The following is a 23,930-nucleotide window of genomic DNA, read 5'->3' as shown; positions in this document are numbered from 1 at the left end:
ACTCAGTTTATTGATAAATCTTTCGACTTAACTATTCAGTGAGTGCCCACACAGATTGCATGGTCAAATTGTTAAAGAACAATACTGATTTCGTTGCTAGCCAATGGCTTGCTCCGTGTCAGTGAGGTCGTAGTATAGAGAGTTCGATCACATTAGCAAGGGCTAAAGTGCAATAAATTTGTCATATTTGCCCGAACGTCCAAATAACGATCAACCATTAATGTTTTGGTTGTTAATCACACGAAAGTTTCGCTATGGTGAACCCACTGTTTTGACTAAGTAGGCATTTTTATGACATTTCCTCTTCGCCATTATCAAAATCATCTGCCGCAACTGGCCAATAATGTCTATATAGATACCACTGCAGTAGTTATCGGCAAAGTTAACATCGGTGAGCATAGTAGTCTCTGGCCATTAGTGGTTGCGCGAGGGGATGTTAATCACATTCGTATTGGCCAGCGAAGCAATATTCAAGATGGCTCGATACTTCACGTTAGTCGTATCAGCACTATCAACCCCGAGGGGTATCCGCTACTAATCGGCGATGATGTTACTATTGGTCATAAAGCGATGTTGCATGGTTGCCAAATCAATGACCGAGTACTGGTTGGTATGGGGACCATTATTCTCGATGGCGCAATAATTGATCATGATGTCATTATTGGTGCTGGTAGTTTAGTGCCGCCAAAGAAGCAACTCTGCTCAGGCTTCCTTTATATGGGAAGCCCTGTGAAACAAATTCGGCCATTAACAGCGCAAGAGCTAATATCATTACCACAATCAGCGGCTAATTATGTGCGTCTGAAAGATGAATACCTTACTAATGGTTAAACATCACCATTAAATAATGGTGATGTTATTCGTTGATGACAATATCACCATTATCATTAAAGTCTTCATCTTCAATCATCGCTTCTGCGATATCTTCAATATCAAACCGATATTCAATAAAGACAGCAATAGCTTCTTCTGCTGTCGATAGAACTTGACCACTTTGTTGCTGTAACCACGATAATGGCAACCAACAATTAATCAGTGCTCCACCTTGCTGGGCTGAAAAATGCATCATTTGTTGATCTGAGTGCCATGTTTGGATATCAGTAAATAATATATTTTGGTTCATGTTATTACTCTTGTAGAAGGCGTCTTAATTCTCGTTGTACTTGTTTTGCACCGGGACGTAACCCACGCCACAACATAAAACTCTCTGCAGCTTGCCCAACTAACATCCCTAAGCCATCAATAGTCTTAAGCGCTCCTTGTTGTTGTGCCCACAGATTAAATGCCGTAGCCGTTGAACCATAGACCATGTCATAGCAACTTGTATGCTGATCAATTATTGATGTCGGAACAACAGGAATCTCACCACTCAAACTTGCTGAGGTTGAATTAATCACGACATCAAAAGCCTGTTCACCTAAAGCATCAAAAGATTGCGCTTTAATATCACCATATTCAGCAAATAAGGCCGCTAACTGCTGAGCTTTAGTGACAGTACGATTACTAATAATAACGGTCTGTGGCTGCTGGGCTAATAAAGGAAGAATAACCCCTCGAGCCGCACCGCCTGCGCCAATCAACAAAATACGCTTACCTTTGAGTTCAACCTGTTGTTGCAATAAGTCTTGAACTAAACCTTCGCCGTCAGTGTTATCACCGAGAATACCGCCGTCATCTAAACGTTTTAGCGTATTTACCGCTCCGGCTAATCGTGCTCGCGGGGTTAATTGGCTAGCATATTCGAACGCTTGTTCTTTAAATGGCACCGTAATATTGCAACCTTTACCGCCATCATTAAAAAAAGCATTCATTGCTGCGACAAAGCCATCGAGTTGCACTAGCTGGCTGCGATAATCCATATTCTGACTAGTTTGACGGGCAAAGAGGGTGTGAATAAAAGGGGATTTACTGTGACTGATGGGATTCCCCACCACGATATATTTGTCCATAGTCCATTACTCAAATAAAAGGGTCGATATATCGACCCTACCACTGGATGAAATCACTGACAAATATTGTCGATACTAATCTACCACTCTCGTGGATGAAGATAATCACGACTCAAACTCGCTTCTGCAGAATCAGGATCTGGCTGATAGCAATATTCCCAGCGTGCTAATGGTGGCATAGACATTAATATTGACTCGGTGCGACCACCGCTTTGCAAACCAAACAGCGTGCCACGATCGTAAACTAAGTTAAATTCGACATAACGACCACGACGATAAAGCTGAAATTCACGCTCGCGTTCACCATAAGGTAATTGATGTCGCTGAGCCACTATCGGTATATAAGCATCAACAAAACCATTACCGACCGCTTGAGTATAAGCAAAACACTTTTCAAAACCCCAGTGATTAAGATCATCAAAGAACAGACCGCCAATACCACGGGTTTCATTGCGATGCGGTAAAAAGAAATATTTATCACACCATGCTTTATGCTGTGAATAGACATCATCACCAAACGGAGCACAGATAGCTTTAGCGGTATTATGCCAATGCTGACAATCATCATCAAAGGGGTAAAACGGGGTTAAATCAAACCCACCACCAAACCACCATACTGGTGCTTCCCCGTCTTTTTCTGCGATAAAAAACCGCACATTGGCATGAGATGTAGGCACATAAGGGTTATTGGGATGAATCACTAATGACACTCCCATCGCCTCAAACCGACGGCCGGCTAATTCCGGACGATGAGCTGTCGCAGAAGCTGGCATCTCATCACCATACACATGTGAGAAATTTACCCCCGCCTGCTCAAACACCTGACCATTACGTAATACTCGACTACGACCACCACCACCTTGTTCGCGCTGCCACTGATCTTGTTCAAATTCAGCACTGCCATCTTGCAGCGCTAATGCTTGGCAGATAGTGTCTTGAAGTTGGAGTAAAAAAGTTTTTACTGCCTGCTTATTTAGCTCTATTTGTTCACGATCAGTCATTAGTTACCCCTGACGGAAAATATTACCCGTTTGGGCATCTCGAATTTCAGAAGGATTAGTACGGCCTCCGGTTTCACCATCAAGTATGGCCGCCAGCTTATCTCCAAGCTGTTGTTCTACATCAGCCACTGTTCGTCCAGGTTCAAGTCCAGTTAAATTAGCACTGGTTGAAGTCAAAGGCTTACCAAACTGACGACACAATTGCTGTACTAATGGGTGATCAGTTACCCGTACTGCAATAGTGGTAAATTGGCCGGTTAAAAAAGCAGGTACATTAGATTTGGTCGGCATTACCCACGTTACAGGCCCTGGCCATGATGCCAAAACCGTTTGTTTCTGCTGCGGTGTTAATTGACTATCATCGATATAAGGCAGTAACTGCTCATAATCCGCCGCAATTAATATTAACCCTTTTTCTACTGGGCGCTGTTTTAATGCTAATAATTTATTAACCGCCTGTTGATTGTCAGGATCACAACCAACACCAAATACAGCTTCGGTTGGATAACCAATCACTTGGCCTTGCTTCAGTGCTGTAACGACTTGCGTAATATTTGCCACAAATTCCTCTACTCTTTATTCAGCTGATATTTTATTTTTTAGTTATGATTATCATCATACCGACACATGCTTAACAACACCATTTAAGGTTAATCATAGCGTAACTTTACCCACGCAAACGTTTTCCTTTAGCTGAAATCACCGTATAATGCAGGAAATTACACTTTAGTCGTTCATTACCTATAGGAGATCGGAATGAAAGTTGGAATTATCATGGGATCAAAATCTGATTGGCCAACCATGCAACATGCCGCAGAAATGCTAGAGCGCTTCAATGTTGCTTACGAAACTAAAGTGGTTTCAGCCCACCGCACTCCTCATCTATTAGCTGAATATGCAGAAACAGCCCGTAGTCGCGGTATTAGTGTGATCATTGCCGGCGCTGGCGGTGCGGCACATTTACCCGGAATGACAGCGGCTTTTACCAGTTTGCCTGTCCTTGGTGTACCTGTGCAATCACGTGCTTTAAAAGGCATGGACTCACTATTATCAATTGTGCAAATGCCTAAAGGTATTGCTGTTGGCACCCTCGCAATTGGTGAAGCTGGTGCTGCTAATGCGGGTTTATTAGCTGCGCAAATCATAGCTACTCATAACCCAGAGATTTTAGCTGCCGTTGAAGCATTCCGCCAACAGCAAACCGACACCGTACTCGATAATCCTAATCCGGCCGAGGATGCATAATGAAGCAGGTACTCGTACTTGGCGCTGGGCAACTTGCACGGATGATGGCATTAGCTGGCGCACCGCTTAATATCAATGTCATCGCCTATGATGTTATAACCGCTGATGTTGTACACCCACTGACCCAACAGCGCCAATCATTATCACTGATTGAAGCCATAGCTGCAGTCGATGTTATTACAGCAGAGTTTGAACATATACCGCATGCTATTTTAACGCTCTGTGCAGCAAGTGGAAAATTTAAACCTCACCCTGATGCGATAAAAGCCGGTGGCGATCGCCGCATCGAAAAAACCTTATTGAATAACGCTAAGGTTGCTAATGCTCCCCATCATATTATTAATACCCGCGCAGATTTAGACACCGCTATTGCTGCAATTGGTTTACCTATGGTATTAAAAAGTGCCCTTGGTGGTTATGACGGTAAAGGTCAATGGCGCTTAAAAACCAATGACCAAATTGAATCAGTATGGACCGAAATGGCGCACTGCATTGCGGCAAGTGATAACCAAGCGATTGTCGCTGAGAAATTTATCAGTTTTGATCGTGAAGTGTCTTTAATTGGTGTTCGTAATGCCAATGGTGACATTAAAACCTATGCCCTTAGCGAAAATGTTCATACTGATGGGGTACTAAGCCTCTCAACCGCCATTGTTGGTGACATAACACTTCAACAGCAAGCACAACAGATGTTCGCTGCCATTGCTGAACAACTCAATTATATTGGCGTGCTGGCACTGGAATTTTTTGAGGTTAATGGCCAGTTATTGGTCAATGAAATTGCACCTCGAGTACATAACTCTGGTCATTGGACTCAACAAGGGGCGGAAACCTGTCAATTTGAAAACCATCTCCGTGCCGTATGTGATCTACCATTAGGTGGTACCGAGCTTATTCGTCCTAGCGCGATGATCAATATTTTAGGTCAAGATAGCCTACCATTGGCGGTATTAGCATTGGAAAGTTGCCATGTGCATTGGTATGGCAAAGAACAACGCGCAGGCCGTAAAATGGGGCATATTAATGTTTGCGCAGCGACTCCTGAGCAGCTGCAATATCAATTAATGTTACTAGGGCAAATATTACCGCAACAATATTTCCCAACGTTACCGCGCTAAATAACTGTTATAAAAAAAGCCTGCATAGCAATGCAGGCTTGTTAATATTGTTCAATCTATTAACTATTTTTCAAGATCTTGATAGGCATTACATTTGCGATCAGCGCATTGTAATTTAGTCCCACTGACTAACTTCTTTTCTAGCAATAATCCAAAACCGCACTGCTGACACACGCCAACAACCGGTTTATTGTTGACAGCAAAACGACATTGCGGGTATTTATCACAAGCATAAAACAATTTGCCATAGCGTGATTTACGCTCGACTAGATGACCTTGATGACACTCAGGGCAATCTATGTGGGTTTGCTGGGGCTTTTTTTCTGGCGATGCAAGATAATGGCATTGTGGATATGCCGAACAACCAATAAACATTCCGTAGCGACCTTGCCGTAATACCAATGGTTGCGCACATTCAGGGCAAGGCATATCAAGTTGTTTTACAATATGGCCGTCATTTTGTTTGAGTGGCTGAATATAATCGCACTCAGGATAATGATCGCAGCCTAAAAAAGGACCATGCTTACCAAACCGCATCACCAAATCAGCACCACACTGGGGGCATGATTGCTGATGTAACGCCTGTTCATGCGCTGAAAATAATGGCTCACTATCGGTTGTCATTATTAATGTATAACCTCATCTTCAGCACCATATAATAATTCTTCCACTTGATCATAAGCAGCTTCATTACCTGGGGCGTTAAATAACACCATCAGAATAATCCATTTCAAATCATCAAGTACAAACTCTTGAGTATCGAGTTCCATGACTCGATCAATCACCATTTCTCGAGTATCGGTATTTAACACATCAATTTGTTCAAGATAAAGCAGAAAACCACGACAAGCCGTATCCATACGCAGCATTTCTTTATCGGTATAGATGCGCATTGATGTGATCGCACTATGGTTAACATAAGGTGTATGCTCTGTCTCTTGTAAAGCAGCCAGTTTTTCAAGCCACTCTAATGACTTGTAAATATCATCCTGATGAAAACCTGCACGTAAAAGTTCTTCAGAGAGTTCGTCTTGATCGACTAACAACTCGGCTTCACTTTGAATATAGGTTTCAAATAGATACATAAGAATATCCATCATAACTAGCCCCTCCTCGCTCTGATATAACCACCGGGCACTGCCGTCACCCAACCAGACAGCTCTAATTCTAATAATTGCGGTAAAATTTGATGGATGGGTTGTTTACAGCGTTCAGCAACGACATCTACGGGTGTTGCTTCGGTGCCTACGTTAGCCAACAGTGTCGGAAATGGCAATTCTTCATTTTCCTTAGTTGCTAAAGGCACGCCTATTTGATTGTTTATTGCACATTCTGTCAGGCTTCCTACCTCTTCATAAATATCAGTCGGACTTTCTACCAGTTTAGCACCTGATTTAATCAGTGCATTACAGCCACGACTAGCGGGATTATGAATTGAACCTGGTAGCGCGAAAACCTCTCGTCCTTGTTCTAACGCATAACGTGCTGTAATTAATGAACCACTTTTTTGAGCCGCTTCAATCACCAACACTCCGGTCGATAAACCACTTATAATACGATTTCGACGCGGAAAATTTTGTGGGCGTGGTTGCTGTTGCGGCCAAAACTCAGACACTAGTGCACCTTGCTCAGCAATACTGGCAGCTAATGAGCGATGCCTCGCCGGATAAATTTGATCAAGCCCAGAGCCTAACACTGCAATCGTTAATCCACCTGCTTGCAACGCCCCTTGATGTGCTTGACCATCAATGCCTAACGCCAAGCCACTGGTGACCACATAATTATTAGCCGCTAATGCTTTAGCAAAATGGAACGCGGATTCACGCCCATCAATTGATGCCGAACGACTACCAATAATGGCAATTTGCGGTGCACCTAAACATGATATATCTCCACGCACAAATAATATTGGCGGTGGTGAAGCGATTTGTTTCAATAAATGCGGATAATAGGGCGAAGAGAGGGGCAAAATATGCTGTTGCGGAGCTTGTTGCCATTGTAGCGCATCGTGTAGTTGCGATTGATTTGGATGCAGAAAAGCCTGGATTTGTTGCGTCGTTAAACCACTTTGTTGTAATTGTTCGACCGTCATGAAGGCTAATTGCTGTGGGTTCACATTGACTAACAAGCGCTGAATACGACTGCCACCTAATGAAGGGACAGCAGCCAATTGTAACCATGCCATTAATTCCGTTTCAGTCATAGCCACTATAAGCGTGGTGCTTGAGCAACCACTCCAGGTTTAAATGGGTGTTGATTATTAAGCACCACAGCTAAGCTAAAATACTCATAAGGGCGTAATATCATTGCTTGCGCCATCACGACAGAGCCCAATTGCGTACTATCAGTTAATAGAGTACTGGCTTGATAATGATACTGACCTTTATTACCTTGAACTTGGGCTCCGGGCTTAAACAGCTCAAACACTTGTCCTGCAACCATACCGTCAAGATGACCACGATCGAGCACAATCACATCATAATTGGAGATATAACTGTAACCACTTATTTGACCCAATACCGTGGCTGATAACGATAGCGGTGGTGTTATAGGAAAGAACGATAAATCAGCATTAATATCACGCCCTAGCAGGGGCAATAAAATATCATTCGGCATAATCTCTTGTTGAAAACGATCAACTTGTAATTGGCTGGTGACACCATCACTGGCAATAACCGTAACATCAGCAATTTCTTTTAGGGTTGATATTTTGGCAGTAATAGCGGTGTTCTCAGTTTTTGAGGGGTTATCTTGTCGCACAAAATCTTGTTCTAAGCGATATACTCGCCACTGACTACTTAGAGCCAAAGATTGATCAGCCCACAACACATCACCAACAGCAATATAACCACGCTCTTCGCTGGTACCTAACACCTGAGGTTGGGCTGGAATAGCTTCGGCACTGATTAATTTATCTTGAGCTACATATGCCACCATTACATATCCAGGCAACGACGTAATAGGTTGGCGCACAACCCGCATTTGAGGCGATAATTTAATGAACTTATTCAGGCTTAACTGCGGCTTACCATTAACCCAAATAAGCTGTAGCCGATCACCGGGATAAATTAAATGAGGGTTTTTTATCGCGCTATTTTTTTGCCATAGCTGCGGCCACGACCACGGATTACTCAAAAATAGCGCAGAAATATCCCATAAGGTGTCACCTTTTTTAACCACATAAACGTCAGGATAACTGTTTTTTAGTTGTGGTTGCGGTGCGGCAACCACCAACGGCATAAAAAGAATAAAACTAATGATAAGACTCCATTGCCTCATATGATCCGTTCCTTCGATTGCACAAATTGCGACCTAGCAATAATAAAACAATTAATTACATTGGCAGAGGTTGGCATTAGCTCTTTGATTAGTCGACTGTTTAACTACCACCACCCAGTGGTTTTCGGCTTATGTCACGATTTAATAACCACTGTTACATCGAAGATGCTTTAACTTTGCGCAGAGCTAACAGTAATTTTTTTAACTTTCACGGTATCCATTTCGCGATTACAACCCCGTTAACTACCACCACACGCATTAGGTACTGTTATTTGAGTGCTAAAATGACTAGAATTAGACCAACAACGCTATATCTTTCTAGTAACCGTTAACGAATTCGAGCCCTTATGTCGCTATTGTCAGTTTTAATCTTTCCAGATGACCGTCTACGTACCGTAGCCAAGCCAGTTGAGGCGATTACGCCACAAACCCAGCAGATCATTGATGACATGCTTGAAACCATGTACGAAGAAGAGGGTATCGGTCTTGCTGCAACCCAAGTCGATATTCATCAACAGATTGTGGTTATTGATGTTTCAGAACAACGTGACCAACCAATGGTACTGATCAACCCTCAAATTACTGCCGCCCATGGTGACGATGGTATTGAAGAAGGTTGTCTTTCAGTACCAAGTGCACGTGGTTTTGTACCGCGCGCAGCAACAATCACAGTGTCGGCATTAGACCGTGACGGCAACAAAATTACTTTTGAAGCTGATGACCTACTGGCGATTTGCATTCAACACGAACTGGATCACCTTGCTGGGAAACTGTTTGTGGATTACTTATCACCACTTAAGCGTCAACGCATTAAAAGCAAATTAGAAAAATTGAAACGTTCTCACTAACAACACTCACCATTCGAGGTTATCTTGAGCAAACCATTACGCATTATTTTTGCAGGTACGCCTGACTTCGCCGCCCGTCATTTGGCGGCGTTATTGTCTTCACAGCATCAGGTTGTGGCAGTTTACACTCAACCAGATCGTCCTGCTGGTCGCGGTAAAAAACTCACCGCAAGCCCGGTTAAAAATATCGCCGTAGAACACGATATTTCAGTGTTCCAACCAGCCTCATTGCGTAACCTTGAAGCCCAACAACAACTTGCCGCTATTGAAGCAGATATCATGGTTGTTGTGGCTTATGGTTTATTATTACCTCAAGAGGTACTTGATACACCACCACTAGGTTGTATCAATGTTCACGGCTCAATTTTGCCTCGTTGGCGTGGCGCTGCACCTATTCAACGTTCAATTTGGGCGGGCGATAAAGAAACAGGTGTGACTATCATGCAAATGGATATCGGCCTTGATACTGGCGACATGCTACAAGTCGCAACATTACCAATCACAGCCACCGATACCAGTGCCACCATGTATGAAAAATTAGCAGATCTCGGCCCTAACGCATTAATTGAATGCTTAAATAATATTGCTAACGGCACCGCCGTTGCGACCAAGCAAGATGATACTCAAGCAAACTACGCCAAGAAATTAAGCAAAGAAGAAGCCCAAATTGATTGGACTATGGATGCAACAGCAATTGAACGTTGCGTACGTGCGTTTAATCCATGGCCAATGAGCCACTTCACTGTCGCTGAACAAACGATCAAAGTATGGCAGACCAGTGTTGAAGATGATAACCAAGGTCAATTACCCGGTACGATTTTAGCTGCTGATAAACACGGTATTGTGGTCGCAACCGCTAATGGCGCCTTGCGTCTATTATCACTGCAACCACCAGGTAAAAAAGCCATGTCAGCCGCAGATTTATTAAACTCGCGTCGAGAATGGTTCCAAGTCGGCAACCAACTTTAAACACCAAGGCCAGGGTTAAGTCACTGGCTTTTCTTTTTCAGATTAACCACGTATCGCCAGCATCAACGGCGTTCAGGAAACAGCTATGAATGTAAGAGCCGCTGCGGCCAAAGTAATTTATCAGGTCGTTGATCAAGGGCAGTCATTGTCTGCCGCGCTACCGTTAGCGCAGCAAGACATCAGAGAACGTGATCACGCTTTATTGCAGGAAATCTGCTACGGCGTATTACGCTGGCTACCTCGATTAGAGTCAATCACTCAAGCATTAATGGAAAAGCCATTAACCGGTAAACAACGGGTTTTTCATCACCTGATTTTAGTTGGCTTATATCAACTCGGTTATATGCGCATTCCTGCTCACGCTGCGGTTGCTGAAACGGTTGATGCGACTAAGACTCTCAAGAAACCCCAGTTACGAGGGTTAATTAATGCCATTTTGCGCAGCTACCAACGTCAGAAAGAGACCCTTGATGAGCAAGCTATAAGTCATGATGCCGGTAAATATGGTCACCCAAGCTGGTTATTAAAATTACTCAAAGCCAGTTACCCAGATCAATATGCTGCTATCTGTGAAGCGAATAACACCAAAGCACCAATGTGGTTACGAGTAAATAGTCATCACCATGATCGTGACACTTACCGCGCATTATTAGATGCTGAAGGTATTGCTACCGAGTTACACCCACAAGCAGCAGATGCACTACGATTAATTTCACCGTGTGATGTCACCAAATTACCTGGGTTCAGTGATGGCTGGGTCTCAGTTCAAGATGCAGCCGCACAATTGGCGGTTGATTACCTACAACCTCAAGCGGGTGAGTTAATTCTTGATTGTTGTGCCGCACCCGGTGGTAAAACCGTCCATATCATGGAGCGTGTACCTTCTGCGCAAGTGGTTGCGATTGATTGTGATGAAAATCGCCTTAAGCGTGTCTATGAAAACCTTGAACGTTTACACCTTAGTGCACAAGTGTTGTGTGCTGATGCTCGTTACCCTGACCAATGGTGGCATGGCGAAAAATTTGATCGCATTTTGCTTGATGCGCCGTGTTCAGCAACCGGCGTTATTCGTCGTCATCCTGATATTAAGTGGCTACGCCGAGGCGAAGATATTGCCGCGTTAGCCTTGCTACAGGCTGAAATATTTGATGCGATGTGGTTGCAATTAAAACCAGGTGGTACTTTGGTTTATGCGACGTGTTCAATCACTCCACAAGAAAACTGTGATCAAGTAAAAGCATTCTTAAGTCGCACTGCTGACGCGACGTTAATCGATAGCGATCCCGCGTCTCCAGGACGTCAGATTCTACCTGGTGAAGATGCGATGGATGGTTTTTACTATGCAGTATTAACCAAATCAAACTAAGATAAATCACTAACAATAGCGGAACTTGGCTCCAAGATTCCGCTTTTTAGTCTCTTTTATACGCCAATCGCTGTCGATTTTATAACGCAGTGACTGTTAGTTGGCATTACTCATCAGGCATAGACTATGAAAATTATCATTCTCGGCGCTGGACAAGTTGGCGGCACTCTTGCTGAAAATCTTGTTGGCGAGAATAACGATATAACCATCGTTGATAAGAACCCAGAACGTCTTCGGGAACTGCAAGATAAATACGACCTTCGAGTGGTACAAGGTTTCGCAAGTCACCCGCAAACACTACGTGATGCCGGTGCTCAAGATGCCGATATGTTAGTGGCTGTGACCAACTCTGACGAAACCAACATGATCGCGTGCCAAATCGCGTTCTCATTATTTAACACCCCTAACCGTGTCGCTCGAATTCGCTCACCAGAATATTTGCGCGAAAAAGAGCAATTATTCCAATCTGATGCGGTTCCTGTCGATCATCTTATTGCACCTGAAGAACTGGTTACCGATTACATTGAACGCCTAATCGAATACCCAGGTGCATTACAAGTGGTTAGCTTTGCTGAAGAAAAAGTCGGTTTAGTGGCAGTAAAAGCCTATTATGGTGGCCCTCTTGTTGGAAATGCATTATCAGCATTACGCGAACACATGCCCCACATTGATACTCGTGTCGCCGCCATCTTCCGTCAAGGCCAGCCAATTCGTCCTCAAGGCACTACCATTATAGAAGCCGATGATGAAGTATTCTTTGTTGCAGCCAGTAACCATATTCGTTCGGTAATGAGCGAACTGCAACGCCTAGAGAAACCTTATAAGCGACTCATGATTGTCGGTGGTGGTAATGTTGGAGCCGGTTTGGCGCGCCGACTAGAGCAAAACTACAGTGTTAAATTAATCGAGCACAATCAACAGCGCGCTGAGAATTTATCTGAAATGCTGCAAGATACAATTGTGTTTTGTGGCGATGCTTCAGATCAAGAACTCCTCAGTGAAGAACATATCGAGCAAATTGATGTATTTATTGCAGTCACGAATGATGATGAAGCTAATATCATGTCTGCGATGCTGGCTAAACGCTTAGGCGCGAAGAAAGTAATGGTACTGATCCAACGTGGCGCTTATGTTGATTTAGTTCAAGGCGGTACCATAGATATTGCGATCTCACCTCAGCAAGCGACAATATCAGCATTACTTACCCATGTTCGTAAAGCTGATATTGTTAACGTATCATCACTACGTCGTGGTGCAGCTGAAGCGATTGAGGCCATTGCTCATGGCGATGCCAGCACATCGAAAGTCGTTGGGCGTGCCATTAGTGAAATTAAACTTCCTCCGGGCACGACCATTGGTGCTGTTGTCCGTGGAGAAGAAGTGCTTATTGCGCACGATCGAACCATGATTGAGCAAAATGACCACGTCGTTATGTTCTTAGTTGATAAGAAATATATCCCTGACGTTGAACGTCTTTTCCAACCGAGTCCCTTCTTTTTGTAACTGCTTATGGTTAATTTACGTCCAATATTATTTGTACTCGGACTGGTGCTATCTAAAATAGCCCTGTTTATGTATGTACCCACCTTAGTCGCCTTTTTTACCGGTACTGAAGGTTTCATGGATTTCGCAGCTGCAGTGATTATCACCCACTCAGTGGCTTTCTTGTTACTTTCTTACGGTAAAACCGATGAGTTTAAGCTCAGTGTGCGGGATATGTTCTTGATCACCACCTTAGTGTGGACCGTTGCCAGTGCGTTTGCAGCGCTACCTTTTGTGTTTATTAATCACATCAGTTTTACTGATGCATATTTTGAAACCATGTCAGGTATCACTACAACCGGCTCGACGGTATTAAGCGGTCTCGATCAAATGGCACCCAGTATTTTACTCTGGCGCTCGACCTTGCAATGGCTGGGTGGGGTCGGATTTATTGTAATGGGAGTGGCCATTTTACCGATGCTTAATGTCGGCGGAATGCGATTGTTCCAAACCGAATCATCAGACTGGTCAGACAAAAGTTCTCCCCGTACCAAAAGCGTCGCCAAAAATATCATCAATGTATATTTGATTCTCACCGTACTATGTATCATTGCGTTTATGTGCGCAGGAATGAATACTTTTGATGCTATCAACCACGCTTTTACAACACTATCAACAGGCGGGTATTCAACCTCTGATGGTTCTATGAACCACTTCTCACACAGTGCCCAATGGGTAGCGACCTTCTTTATGTTTGCTGGCGGACTGCCATTCTTATTGTTTGTCCAAGCACTAAGAAATCGTCATCCACGGACATTATTTGGTGATGCTCAAGTAAAGGGTTACACCTTATTTGTGGTGGTAGCGAGCTTAATTGTTGCAGCCTGTCTGATCTTTAATAAAGGTTATTCAGTACTCGATGCAATGCGATTGTCGTTTTTTAATATCATCTCTGTCGTCACTACTACCGGCTTTGGCCTTGGTGACTTCACCGCTTGGGGACCGTTACCAACAATTATCTTTGCGTTTACGTTACTGGTTGGTGCTTGTTCAGGCTCAACCAGTGGTGGGATTAAAATCTTCCGTTTCCAAATTGCATTTTCACTATTACGTAAACACATTATGCAATCGATTCATCCGTCGGCATTGTTCATTCAACGCTATAACGGCCGTCCAGTAACCGATGACATCGTGCGTTCAGTAGTGGCCTTGGTGTTTACTTTTATCATGACCATTATTGTGATTGCTTCAGTGCTGGCGTTACAAGGCTTAGATCCTATCACCAGTATTACTGGTGCAGTCACTGCGGTCGCTAACGTCGGTCCAGGTATGGGTACAATCATTGGCCCAACCGGAAACTTTGCTAGCTTACCTGACTTATCAAAATGGACGTTAAGTTTAGGGATGTTGATGGGGCGCTTAGAAATACTCACCGTGTTAGTGGTGTTTGCGCCTGCTTTCTGGCGTGATTAATCGGTACCAATAATCGAGAAACAAAAAGAGAGCGCCGTGCGCTCTCTTTTTTTAGGTGTTATTTTTATTCAATCACAGCGGCTTAATATAAAAGTAAATCGCACAAAAATGACAGACTGAGCCACCTAAAACAAATAAGTGCCAAATAGCGTGGTTATAAGGAATGCGCTTATTGACATAAAACACCACCCCTAGCGAATAGATCACTCCGCCTAACGCTAATAACACTAATCCACCAGGTGCTAACGACATCGCTAATTGATAAATAACAATTACCGATGACCACCCCATAGCAAGATAGGTTAATAATGACAATTTTTTAAAACGATGAATAAAAGCAATTTTGGCAACAATACCAATCAAAGCTAATCCCCATAGTACAGCCATTAATCCTAGCGCTAATGGTGTTCGCAAAGCGACTAATAAAAATGGGGTGTAGGTACCCGCTATTAATAAATAAATAGCGCAATGATCAAAGATCTTTAATGGCTTTTTAATGCTCTCTGTTGGAATTGCATGGTATAAGGTTGAAGCAAGGTACAATAGAACCATACTCATACCATAAACAATATAGCTCACAATAGTTAGTGTATCAGCTTGTAAAGCAAAGGCTTTATCTAACAACAAATATAGACCAAACACTGAAAACAACAGCCCAAGGCCATGACTAACACTGTTAGCTACTTCTTCTGCCGTTGAATAACCTAACTCAGCCTTGATTACATTATTCATGGTTTATATACCTCAAAAGACACTTAATTCAATTATTGTTATTTTTCAGCTTACACTTGTAAGCTTAAATTAAGCAACCTTTTGTTGATCACTTTACAACGGTATTCTTTTTAATAAAAAAAGGAGCCATCAGGCTCCATCATTAACGACTTATTGCAATAACTCTAACGTTGCTTGGCGGGCAGCATCTGGATCACGATTTAAAATACCATCAACAATCCGCTGATGAATATCAAGCTGCATCACTTCTTCACGAGTCACTACACGGAAATAATTTTCAAATACGGCTTTGAACAAATTTCCAAATGGACTAATAAAATGATTCCCTGAGGAAAAATAAACTAATTGATGAAAGCGGGTATCAATTTCAATCCACCGCTCTTGATCAAAATTATCTTTCATTTGATGCATTTGCTGCATCAGTAATTCAAATTCAAGTCGATCTTCTGTTGTCGCATGCACTGCAGACAACGCTGCCGCTTCAGGTTCTAACATCAAACGTACTTTTTGATACTCGACAATCAACTCTGAATCAGCGTCAAAATCTAACCAAGCTAACAAATCTTGATCAAGATAATTCCAATTTTTCTTAGGCATTACTCGTGTGCCAATCCGTGGACGTGGCAATACCATACCTTTCGCCGCTAGCATTTTTATCGCCTCACGGACAGCTGTACGACTCACGCCATACATTTCACCTAACTCAACTTCACCTGGTAAAATATCGCCAGGTGCAGGATTACCGATTAAAATACGACGACCAATAGCCTCTGCTAATCGGTAAGATAAGTTACGATTGGCAACAATACGTTGCTGCTCCTGATCCATAGATCCTCTCCCAAGGCCTCTGTTGTACTACTAACTAGCGCTAAATAGGGTAATGCCTAAATTTCGATAACGGCTGCTACCTTTATATATAAAGGCCAAACGACACGGTGCATCAAGGGATTAATTATTGCAATAGTTACTATAGAAACAACGTAATAATTAAATATTAGCATTTTATTGCTTATTTTATGCTCGACTTTTAATAACGAGATTGTTATCCTGCGCGCGATTTGGTTAACAACCAACCAATATTCTGATGGATGGGTTCTACCCAGTAGGGAATTTTCCCTTCAGATATATTTTTATTTTTTTGGCCATGGATGAGCCTGACAATAGGTGAAATATGCGCCCAGCATCCACAGTCAGGTATGCAAGTACCCCACGTAGTCCATCACGTTTACGTGCTAGCTCCCACGCACCACAATTTAAAGTTAACGCTAAAATAGCAACAACGACTGAAGTACATTTAACTAACGCAGATGCGCAGCTAATAAAGCCGCAACAAATATTGTCTGAACTGAACCCCAGCCAACAACAACAGCGTTAATTGTTATATTAAGCAGCCTCGGCTGCTTTTTTATTAACATAATATTGGCACAAGAGATACATTGTAACCCAGCTGGGTTTGTTATAATTTATCGGTACTAAAATAACGATAATACAATCGTATAACGATTGACTCAGCCCAAGCTACGGAGTTAACAATGAAAACACATCGCGTTAATGAACTAATTGAATTACTACACCCTGAGTGGAAAAAAGATCCCGACCTTAACTTGGTTGAATTTTTACTAAAATTAGCAGCAGAAGCCAAATACCAAGGTTCGCTTGAATCATTAACTGATGATGTTCTAATTTATCATTTAAAGATGCGCAATAGTGACAAGGATGCCATGATTCCAGGTCTGGCTAAAGATTGCGAAGACGACTTTAAAACCGCTATTTTACGCGCACGTGGCATTATTAAATAAAGGTTTTATATTATTACTTAAGCCAGTTATTAGTAACTGGCTTTTTTTTTGCCTAAAAATCGAATAACAAATCATAGCCGCCAATAATGTTTCATTTGTTTTAATTCAATTCACAGTTAAGCTAAGCAACTATTCCAAGCCAGATTCAGGATCCCGTCATGGAAAAACAAAGTTTTAGTTTTGCAGATCTCAGCCCCGATGTCCTACTTGATGCATTAGATAGTGTTGAGGTTCATGCCGAGTCTGGTTTATTGGCTCTCAATAGTTATGAAAATCGCGTCTATCAATTTAAAGCAGAAGATGGTCAGCGCTATGTAACTAAGTTTTATCGTCCAGCCCGTTGGAGCGATGAACAAATTAATGAAGAACATCAATTCACTCTTGAGCTTGAACAACAAGATATTCCGGTTGCAGCACCTATTGCCATCAATGGCACGACTTTGCACCATTATAACGGCTATCGATTTGCAGTATTTCCAAGTGTCGGCGGGCGCCAATTTGAAGTTGATAACTTTGACCAATTAGAGTGGGTCGGACGCTTTTTAGGCCGAATTCATCAAGTGGGTCAACGCCAACCTTTTATTCATCGCCCAACATTAGGCTTAGAAGAATACGTGTATCAACCTCGGCAAGTACTCGCCAATAGCGACTTTATTCCTGATTATCTTAAACAAACATTTTTTGCTGATCTTGATCGCCTAATTACTGAAATTGAAGCTCATTGGTCAACTGATTGGCCAGCTTTACGCCTGCATGGTGATTGTCATCCGGGTAATATTTTATGGCGCGATGGACCGATGTTTGTCGATTTGGATGATGCCCGTAATGGTCCTGCCATTCAAGATTTATGGATGATGCTTAATGGTGAGCGGCATGACCAACTGGCACAACTCGATACAATTCTTGAAGCCTACAATGAATTTGCGGATTTTGATCCCCGCCAACTTAAATTAATTGAACCCTTACGTGCACTCAGAATGGTGCACTATATGGCATGGCTAGCAAAACGTTGGCAAGATCCAGCATTTCCTCGAGCATTTCCATGGTTTGGTGATGCAAAATATTGGGAAGGTCAAGTTTTAGCGTTTAAAGAGCAAATTTTCAGCCTAAATGAACAACCATTGCAGCTAATGCCACAATGGTAAGGTAATATAAAATAACACTATTAATTACTCTACTCGGCTAATATCTAGCTAACGACACGGATAATCAGGAACCCCAAAATGATGAAGAATTTACTTGCACTCGTCAGTGCTGCTTTATTGTCTTTTTCTGTTCATGCTGCCAAATTTACGGAAGGCGACTACTACAAGGTATTAGATCAACCACAATCAACAACACCAGTTGTGACTGAGTTCTTTTCACTTTACTGCCCACATTGTTTTCAATTTGAACCTATGATTCGAGAGTTGAAAACAAAATTACCAAGCAATGCCAAACTTCAAAAAATGCACGTGTCATTTATGGGTGGCTCGATGGGTAAAGTGATGAGTAAAGCATACGCAACTGCCGTTATTTTAAACGTTAACGACAAAATGTTACCGGTGTTATTTAACCGTATTCATACCCTTAACCAACCACCACGTAACGAAGCTGAAGTGCGTCAAATTTTCATTGATGAAGGTGTACCAGCAGCAGAGTTTGATGGTGCTTTCAATAGCTTTGCGGTTAACTCAATGGTCAACCGTTATGATAAAGCCTTTGAAGATGCAGGCTTAACTGGGGTTCCAGCGGTAGTCGTTAATAATAAATACTTGGTAAAGACAGGTAAAATTAAATCTGCTGATGAATATTTTGAGTTAGTTAACTTTTTACTAAAAAAATAACATCACGGATAAATAACTATTGGTATTCAAAAAGAGGCTTTAATCAGCCTCTTTTTTTATCGCTCTAAATCACCTGACAACTCAGTTGCTTCAATAACCGATCCATCGCTCGATATCCTAACGCTTCAGCTAAATGTGCACGTTGAATTTGCTCTTGCTCTGCTAAATCAGCAATGGTACGCGCCACCTTAATAATACGATGATAAGCTCGAATTGATAATCCTAGTTGGTGGAGCGCATTTTCTAAAAACTCAGCATCTTTAAATAATAATTCACAGTATTTATCTAATTCTCGCGTCGAGAGTAAAGCATTTACTTTACCGCACCGCGCCAACATTCGCGCTCGCGCTTGATCAACCCGCGCTTTAATGACCGTGCTCGGTTCACCACGATCACCGCCAGTGGTTAATGTTCCTCGCGGTAAGGCGGGAATCTCTAATGACATATCAAATCGATCTAACAATGGCCCAGATAGGCGACTTAAATAACGTAAAATAGCTTGGGGGTTAGTCCGCGATTGATTGCCTTCGTAGTAACCCGTCGGGCTCGGGTTAAGTGCACCAATCAATTGAAAACGCGCTGGAAAGGTAGTTTTGGCTGTCGCCCGCGATATCACAATTTGTCCCGACTCTAACGGCTCACGCAATGAATCCAACACCTTTCGTTCAAATTCAGGCATTTCATCTAAAAATAATAACCCATTGTGAGCTAATGAAATTTCACCAGGTTTAGGGACCGAGCCCCCGCCAACTAAGGCAGCCATTGAGCTAGAATGATGCGGAGTACGAAAAGGGCGATTTAGCCAATTACCTTGATGTAATGATTGCTGAGTTAATGATGCTACCGCTGCTGTTTCGATAGCTTCTTGATGGGTCATTGGCGGTAATAAATCCCGTAATCGAGATGCCAACATCGTTTTACCGGTACCAGGAGGACCTAACAAGAGTAAATTATGACTGCCTGCCGCAGCGATTTCTAACGCTCGCTTACCTTGCTGCTGACCAATAATATCTTGCATATCGCGCTGTTCATTTATCGCAACAGTGGTTACTGTTGAACGTGGTTGAAGATGTAATTGCAACTGTTGTTGACCACATAGAAAACCACACACCGCTAATAAGGTTGGGGCTGATTTATGCTGTTGTTGCGCCACTAAAGCGACCTGATCACCATTTTGATCCGGCACAATTAAACAACGCTTGGCTTTCAATGCGGCCAATGCCGCCGGTAATGCACCTTTAACCGGTCGTAAATCGCCCGATAATGCCAGTTCACCAATAAACTCGTGCAGAGCTAATCGATCAGAGGGTATTTGTCCAGACGCCGCCAAAATTCCCAGTGCTATCGGTAAATCAAATCGACCCCCTTCTTTGGGTAAATCGGCAGGGGCTAAATTAACCGTAATTCGTCGCGACGGGAATTCAAATTGGGCATTAATAATTGCACTGCGGACTCGATCTTTAGCTTCTTTTACCGTCGTTTCAGGTAAGCCAACGAGAGTAAAACTCGGCATACCATTACTTAAATGTACCTCAACAGTTACTGGTGGGGCTTCAACGCCCACACAAGCTCGACTATGAACAATAGCAAGTGTCATTGATGACTCCACATTAGCTGGCAACTCACACCAGTGGGTTAATGAAATTTATCGAAGGTGTTACATCAAAGCTCCATTAATGCAGTGAGTTTGCCAATAAAACCACATTTTCTTCTTGTCATGTGACACAGATCTGTGTTACCACTTAGGTATAGCAACAACTAAACAATAAAAGTTGGACAATCATGCGCACAACTGCAACATCCCTAATACTCATTATTAACGTCATCGTGGTGATTATCTCACCGCGCAGGGGATTTGCAGGCGTAAATTAGCGCTACCAGACACAGCAAAGCCCCCGCACTGAGAAGTTCGGGGGCTTTTTTAAATCAACAAATTTAAATACAAAATCAGGATTGGTTTTCATTTTAGCCACACACGCAAGGAGCAGCGATGACAGGGGCAGAGTTAGTCGTACAAGCGCTGCAACAGCAGGGGATAAAAACTATTTTTGGCTATCCAGGTGGAGCAATCATGCCCATCTACGATGCGCTTTATGATGGTGGCGTTGAACATATTTTATGCCGCCATGAGCAAGGGGCAGCAATGGCTGCGATTGGAATGGCACGTGCAACCCAAAGTGTTGCAGTTTGTATGGCAACATCCGGTCCAGGAGCGACCAATTTAGTTACCGGCTTAGCTGATGCCCTCATGGACTCGGTGCCATTAGTTGCCATCACAGGCCAAGTTGCCAGCTCACACATTGGCACTGATGCTTTTCAAGAAATGGATGTGATTGGAATGTCATTATCCTGTACTAAACACAGCTATTTAGTCACAGACATTGATGAGCTCGCACCGACATTAGCCGAAGCCTTTGTGGTTGCTCAAAGTGGTCGTCCAGGACCGGTTATTGTTGATATCGCCAAAGATGTGCAATTAGCAACCGCACCAACGGCACTATTACCTACCATTACGCCACCACCATTACCGATTGCTGACACTGCCGCGATCACTAACGCACAACAATTATTACGCCAATGTCAGCGACCCGTCTTGTATGTCGGTGGTGGAGTACAAATAGCGCAGGCAACCACAGCACTACGCCAATTTCTCACCAACAACCCAATGCCTTCCGTCAGCACCCTTAAAGGCTTAGGCTCTGTCGCTCGCCATGATCCGCATTATCTTGGCATGCTGGGTATGCACGGCACCAAAGCAGCGAACCTTATTGTCCAAGAATCCGATTTATTGATCGTGGTTGGGGCGCGGTTTGACGATCGAGTAACGGGAAAACTAGATACCTTTGCACCACATGCTAAAGTGATCCACATTGATATTGATGCCGCCGAGTTTAATAAACTCCGCCATGCCAATGCTCCTTTGCGCGGCGATATTAAGCTGATTCTGCCGCAACTGAAACTCCATCAGGATATTAGCCGCTGGTTAACCCACAGCGAGCATTTACGTAAAATTGGTAAATGGCGCTACGATCATCCGGGTGAATTAATTTATGCGCCATTACTGCTAAAACAGCTGTCTGACATGATGCCCAATAACAGCATGGTATCGACCGATGTCGGCCAACATCAAATGTGGGCCGCACAACACATTCAACCTCGTGAGCCACAAAACTACATTACCTCCGCTGGACTTGGCACGATGGGGTTTGGTTTACCCGCAGCAATGGGAGCCAGTGTTGCTCGCCCAAATGATCAATCTATCTTAATCTCGGGTGATGGTTCATTTATGATGAATGTGCAAGAGCTTGGCACTCTTAAACGCCGTCAAATCCCCGTAAAAATGGTCCTGATTAATAACCAACGCTTAGGCATGGTGCGTCAATGGCAATCTCTATTTTTTGATGGCCGCCATAGCGAGACAATTTTGGATGATAATCCTGATTTTGTGATGCTGGCACGCGCATTTGATATTCCCGGTAAAACGATCACCCGCAAAGATGAAGTTGCGCCAGCACTGGCTGAAATGCTTGCTAGCGATAGCGCTTATTTATTACATGTGGTGATTGATGAAGAGCAAAACGTATGGCCCTTAGTACCACCGGGTGCAGCCAATCAAGATATGCTGGAGAACACTTAATCATGGATAGATATTTACTCGACATCAAAGCGCACGATAAGCCAGTATTACTTGAACGTATTTTACGCGTGATCCGCCATCGCGGATTTGTGATCAAAAAAGTGGATGCAACCCAAAATCACCATAGCAATATCGCCACTATAGCTATTATTGTCGATAGTGATCGTCCGATTAGCATTCTCATTAATCAAATAGAAAAACTCTGGGATGTAACCACGGTTACCACCTCACAAATCGACAATCTGGATTAAATTTAAGAAGGGAAATCATCATGGCAAACACAGCCGACTATATTTGGTTTAACGGTAAAATCGTTCCTTGGGCAGAAGCTAATGTGCACGTTCTTACCCATGCAATGCACTATGGCACCTCGGTTTTTGAAGGCATTCGTTGCTATAACACCCCTAAAGGGCCTGCGGTTTTTCGCCACCCAGAGCATATGCAGCGGTTACTTAATTCTGCCAAAATTTATCGTTTCCCAATCCCTTACAGCTGCGAGCAGCTAATGGAAATCTGCCGTGAAACCATTCGCGTCAATAAACTCGATTCAGCTTATATTCGTCCATTAGGCTATGTCGGTAACGTTGGTTTAGGTGTCTGCCCACCGGTTGATACTATTATGGATCTCATTGTCGCAGCCTTCCCATGGGGATCATATTTAGGTGAAGAAGCGTTAGAAAATGGTGTTGATGCGATGATTTCAAGCTGGAACCGCGCCGCACCAAACACTATTCCAACCGCAGCAAAAGCGGGCGGAAATTATTTATCATCACTACTTGTTGGCAGTGAAGCCCGTCGTCATGGTTATGCAGAAGGGATCGCGTTAAGTGTCGATGGTTATCTTTCTGAAGGTGCCGGTGAAAATATTTTCATTGTTCGTAACGGTATCCTGTCAACGCCACCGACAACCAGTGCTATTTTGCCCGGTATCACCCGTGACACCATCATCACCTTAGCGAAAGAGCGTGGTTATGAAGTCCGTGAAGAAAATATTGCTCGTGAAGCACTTTACCTTGCTGATGAAATTTTCATGACCGGTACTGCTGCTGAAATTGTCCCAGTACGTAGTGTTGACCAAATTACCGTCGGTGCAGGTAAACGTGGCCCAATCACCCAACAATTACAAGCCGATTACTTTGGTCTATTTAACGGCGAAACCGATGATAAATGGGGTTGGTTAGATTACGTTTACCCAACGAAGTAATA

26 protein-coding genes are annotated in these 23,930 nt (G+C 43.1%); 15 read left to right on the top strand and 11 right to left on the bottom strand.

The features are described 5' to 3' along the window. Positions 1-291: 291 nt before the first annotated feature. Positions 292-831, top strand: coding sequence for a gamma carbonic anhydrase family protein (locus C0W29_RS17775; protein ID WP_045043586.1), 540 nt, complete (start codon positions 292-294; stop codon positions 829-831). Between the two features lie 25 nt (positions 832-856). On the opposite strand, the gene C0W29_RS17770 is transcribed toward C0W29_RS17775, so the two are convergent. The 4 genes from C0W29_RS17770 to tsaC form a co-directional block, all read right to left on the bottom strand. Beyond that, the gene (locus C0W29_RS17770) at positions 857-1,123 is read right to left on the bottom strand and encodes a DUF1488 family protein (protein ID WP_045043585.1); all 267 of its coding nucleotides are present in this window, start codon (positions 1,121-1,123) and stop codon (positions 857-859) included. A gap of 4 nt (positions 1,124-1,127) precedes the next feature. Continuing rightward, entirely contained in the window at positions 1,128-1,949 is an 822-nt protein-coding gene (gene aroE / locus C0W29_RS17765; protein ID WP_036789024.1) for a shikimate dehydrogenase, read from the bottom strand. 80 nt (positions 1,950-2,029) lie between these two features. Next, the gene (hemF, locus tag C0W29_RS17760) at positions 2,030-2,950 is read right to left on the bottom strand and encodes an oxygen-dependent coproporphyrinogen oxidase (RefSeq protein ID WP_036789026.1); all 921 of its coding nucleotides are present in this window, start codon (positions 2,948-2,950) and stop codon (positions 2,030-2,032) included. A gap of 3 nt (positions 2,951-2,953) precedes the next feature. Further along, the gene (gene tsaC / locus C0W29_RS17755; protein ID WP_036789028.1) at positions 2,954-3,511 is read right to left on the bottom strand and encodes an L-threonylcarbamoyladenylate synthase type 1 TsaC; all 558 of its coding nucleotides are present in this window, start codon (positions 3,509-3,511) and stop codon (positions 2,954-2,956) included. A gap of 195 nt (positions 3,512-3,706) precedes the next feature. Between tsaC and purE the strand changes: the two genes are divergently transcribed. Both purE and C0W29_RS17745 read left to right on the top strand, forming a co-directional pair. Further along, positions 3,707-4,195, top strand: a complete 489-nt coding sequence (purE, locus tag C0W29_RS17750; protein WP_036789030.1) for a 5-(carboxyamino)imidazole ribonucleotide mutase — start codon at positions 3,707-3,709, stop codon at positions 4,193-4,195. Further along, a complete protein-coding gene (locus tag C0W29_RS17745; RefSeq protein ID WP_045043584.1) occupies positions 4,195-5,313 on the top strand; it encodes a 5-(carboxyamino)imidazole ribonucleotide synthase in 1,119 nt (372 codons plus the stop codon). The genes purE and C0W29_RS17745 overlap by 1 nt, the downstream gene beginning before the upstream one ends. 63 nt (positions 5,314-5,376) lie before the next feature. On the opposite strand, the gene C0W29_RS17740 is transcribed toward C0W29_RS17745, so the two are convergent. The 4 genes from C0W29_RS17740 to C0W29_RS17725 are packed head-to-tail and all read right to left on the bottom strand — an operon-like array spanning position 5,377 to position 8,592. Beyond that, positions 5,377-5,937, bottom strand: coding sequence for a DNA topoisomerase family protein (locus C0W29_RS17740; protein WP_045043583.1), 561 nt, complete (start codon positions 5,935-5,937; stop codon positions 5,377-5,379). Positions 5,938-5,939: 2 nt separating this feature from the next. Next, entirely contained in the window at positions 5,940-6,413 is a 474-nt protein-coding gene (locus C0W29_RS17735; protein WP_036789036.1) for a DUF494 family protein, read from the bottom strand. Between the two features lie 2 nt (positions 6,414-6,415). Then, positions 6,416-7,516 carry a DNA-processing protein DprA gene (dprA, locus tag C0W29_RS17730; protein ID WP_036789647.1) on the bottom strand — a complete coding sequence of 367 codons (1,101 nt, stop codon included), beginning with the start codon at positions 7,514-7,516 and terminating at the stop codon, positions 6,416-6,418. A 5-nt stretch (positions 7,517-7,521) separates the two neighbouring features. Further along, positions 7,522-8,592, bottom strand: a complete 1,071-nt coding sequence (locus tag C0W29_RS17725; protein WP_045043582.1) for a LysM peptidoglycan-binding domain-containing protein — start codon at positions 8,590-8,592, stop codon at positions 7,522-7,524. A gap of 347 nt (positions 8,593-8,939) precedes the next feature. Between C0W29_RS17725 and def the strand changes: the two genes are divergently transcribed. The 5 genes from def (at position 8,940) to C0W29_RS17700 (ending at position 14,730) form a co-directional block, all read left to right on the top strand. Then, complete coding sequence (def, locus tag C0W29_RS17720) at positions 8,940-9,440, top strand: peptide deformylase (RefSeq protein WP_036789040.1); 501 nt, start codon at positions 8,940-8,942, stop codon at positions 9,438-9,440. Positions 9,441-9,464: 24 nt separating this feature from the next. Next, positions 9,465-10,409, top strand: coding sequence for a methionyl-tRNA formyltransferase (gene fmt, locus C0W29_RS17715; RefSeq protein WP_036789042.1), 945 nt, complete (start codon positions 9,465-9,467; stop codon positions 10,407-10,409). An 85-nt stretch (positions 10,410-10,494) separates the two neighbouring features. Continuing rightward, positions 10,495-11,775, top strand: a complete 1,281-nt coding sequence (gene rsmB, locus C0W29_RS17710; RefSeq protein WP_045043581.1) for a 16S rRNA (cytosine(967)-C(5))-methyltransferase RsmB — start codon at positions 10,495-10,497, stop codon at positions 11,773-11,775. 126 nt (positions 11,776-11,901) lie between these two features. Then, on the top strand, positions 11,902-13,278 hold the full coding sequence (gene trkA / locus C0W29_RS17705) for a Trk system potassium transporter TrkA (RefSeq protein ID WP_036789046.1): 1,377 nt from the start codon (positions 11,902-11,904) through the stop codon (positions 13,276-13,278). 6 nt (positions 13,279-13,284) lie between these two features. Continuing rightward, entirely contained in the window at positions 13,285-14,730 is a 1,446-nt protein-coding gene (locus C0W29_RS17700) for a TrkH family potassium uptake protein (protein ID WP_036789048.1), read from the top strand. A 72-nt stretch (positions 14,731-14,802) separates the two neighbouring features. Here the strand turns inward: C0W29_RS17700 and trhA are convergent, their stop codons facing one another. Together trhA and C0W29_RS17690 are read right to left on the bottom strand one after the other, a co-directional pair. Further along, the gene (gene trhA, locus C0W29_RS17695) at positions 14,803-15,462 is read right to left on the bottom strand and encodes a PAQR family membrane homeostasis protein TrhA (RefSeq protein WP_045043580.1); all 660 of its coding nucleotides are present in this window, start codon (positions 15,460-15,462) and stop codon (positions 14,803-14,805) included. Between the two features lie 150 nt (positions 15,463-15,612). Continuing rightward, positions 15,613-16,290 (bottom strand): FadR/GntR family transcriptional regulator, encoded by a 678-nt coding sequence (locus tag C0W29_RS17690; RefSeq protein WP_045043579.1) that lies wholly within the window; start codon positions 16,288-16,290, stop codon positions 15,613-15,615. A gap of 343 nt (positions 16,291-16,633) precedes the next feature. Between C0W29_RS17690 and C0W29_RS17685 the strand changes: the two genes are divergently transcribed. The 4 genes from C0W29_RS17685 (at position 16,634) to C0W29_RS17670 (ending at position 19,087) form a co-directional block, all read left to right on the top strand. Next, positions 16,634-16,837 (top strand): hypothetical protein, encoded by a 204-nt coding sequence (locus tag C0W29_RS17685; RefSeq protein ID WP_045043578.1) that lies wholly within the window; start codon positions 16,634-16,636, stop codon positions 16,835-16,837. A gap of 157 nt (positions 16,838-16,994) precedes the next feature. Then, positions 16,995-17,261 carry a YihD family protein gene (locus tag C0W29_RS17680; RefSeq protein ID WP_036789055.1) on the top strand — a complete coding sequence of 89 codons (267 nt, stop codon included), beginning with the start codon at positions 16,995-16,997 and terminating at the stop codon, positions 17,259-17,261. A gap of 158 nt (positions 17,262-17,419) precedes the next feature. Further along, positions 17,420-18,406, top strand: coding sequence for a serine/threonine protein kinase (locus tag C0W29_RS17675; protein WP_045043577.1), 987 nt, complete (start codon positions 17,420-17,422; stop codon positions 18,404-18,406). A gap of 81 nt (positions 18,407-18,487) precedes the next feature. Continuing rightward, on the top strand, positions 18,488-19,087 hold the full coding sequence (locus tag C0W29_RS17670) for a thiol:disulfide interchange protein DsbA/DsbL (protein ID WP_173425439.1): 600 nt from the start codon (positions 18,488-18,490) through the stop codon (positions 19,085-19,087). Between the two features lie 64 nt (positions 19,088-19,151). Here C0W29_RS17670 and C0W29_RS17665 read toward each other — a convergent pair whose 3' ends face one another. Beyond that, complete coding sequence (locus C0W29_RS17665) at positions 19,152-20,684, bottom strand: YifB family Mg chelatase-like AAA ATPase (protein WP_045045549.1); 1,533 nt, start codon at positions 20,682-20,684, stop codon at positions 19,152-19,154. A gap of 393 nt (positions 20,685-21,077) precedes the next feature. Here C0W29_RS17665 and ilvG point away from each other — a divergent pair, with 393 nt between their 5' ends. From ilvG to ilvE, 3 genes are read left to right on the top strand one after another with little or no spacing between them, the layout of a single operon-like run. Beyond that, positions 21,078-22,724, top strand: a complete 1,647-nt coding sequence (gene ilvG / locus C0W29_RS17660) for an acetolactate synthase 2 catalytic subunit (protein ID WP_045045550.1) — start codon at positions 21,078-21,080, stop codon at positions 22,722-22,724. Positions 22,725-22,726: 2 nt separating this feature from the next. Continuing rightward, entirely contained in the window at positions 22,727-22,975 is a 249-nt protein-coding gene (ilvM, locus tag C0W29_RS17655) for an acetolactate synthase 2 small subunit (protein ID WP_036789065.1), read from the top strand. 17 nt (positions 22,976-22,992) lie between these two features. Further along, positions 22,993-23,928 carry a branched-chain-amino-acid transaminase gene (gene ilvE, locus C0W29_RS17650; protein WP_173425454.1) on the top strand — a complete coding sequence of 312 codons (936 nt, stop codon included), beginning with the start codon at positions 22,993-22,995 and terminating at the stop codon, positions 23,926-23,928. Positions 23,929-23,930: the final 2 nt, after the last annotated feature.

The sequence above is a fragment of the Photobacterium kishitanii genome, from assembly GCF_003026355.1.
Lineage (GTDB): Bacteria > Pseudomonadota > Gammaproteobacteria > Enterobacterales > Vibrionaceae > Photobacterium > Photobacterium kishitanii.
Note: the sequence above shows the minus strand (reverse complement) of the source record. Positions and strands in the feature narration are given on the sequence as shown.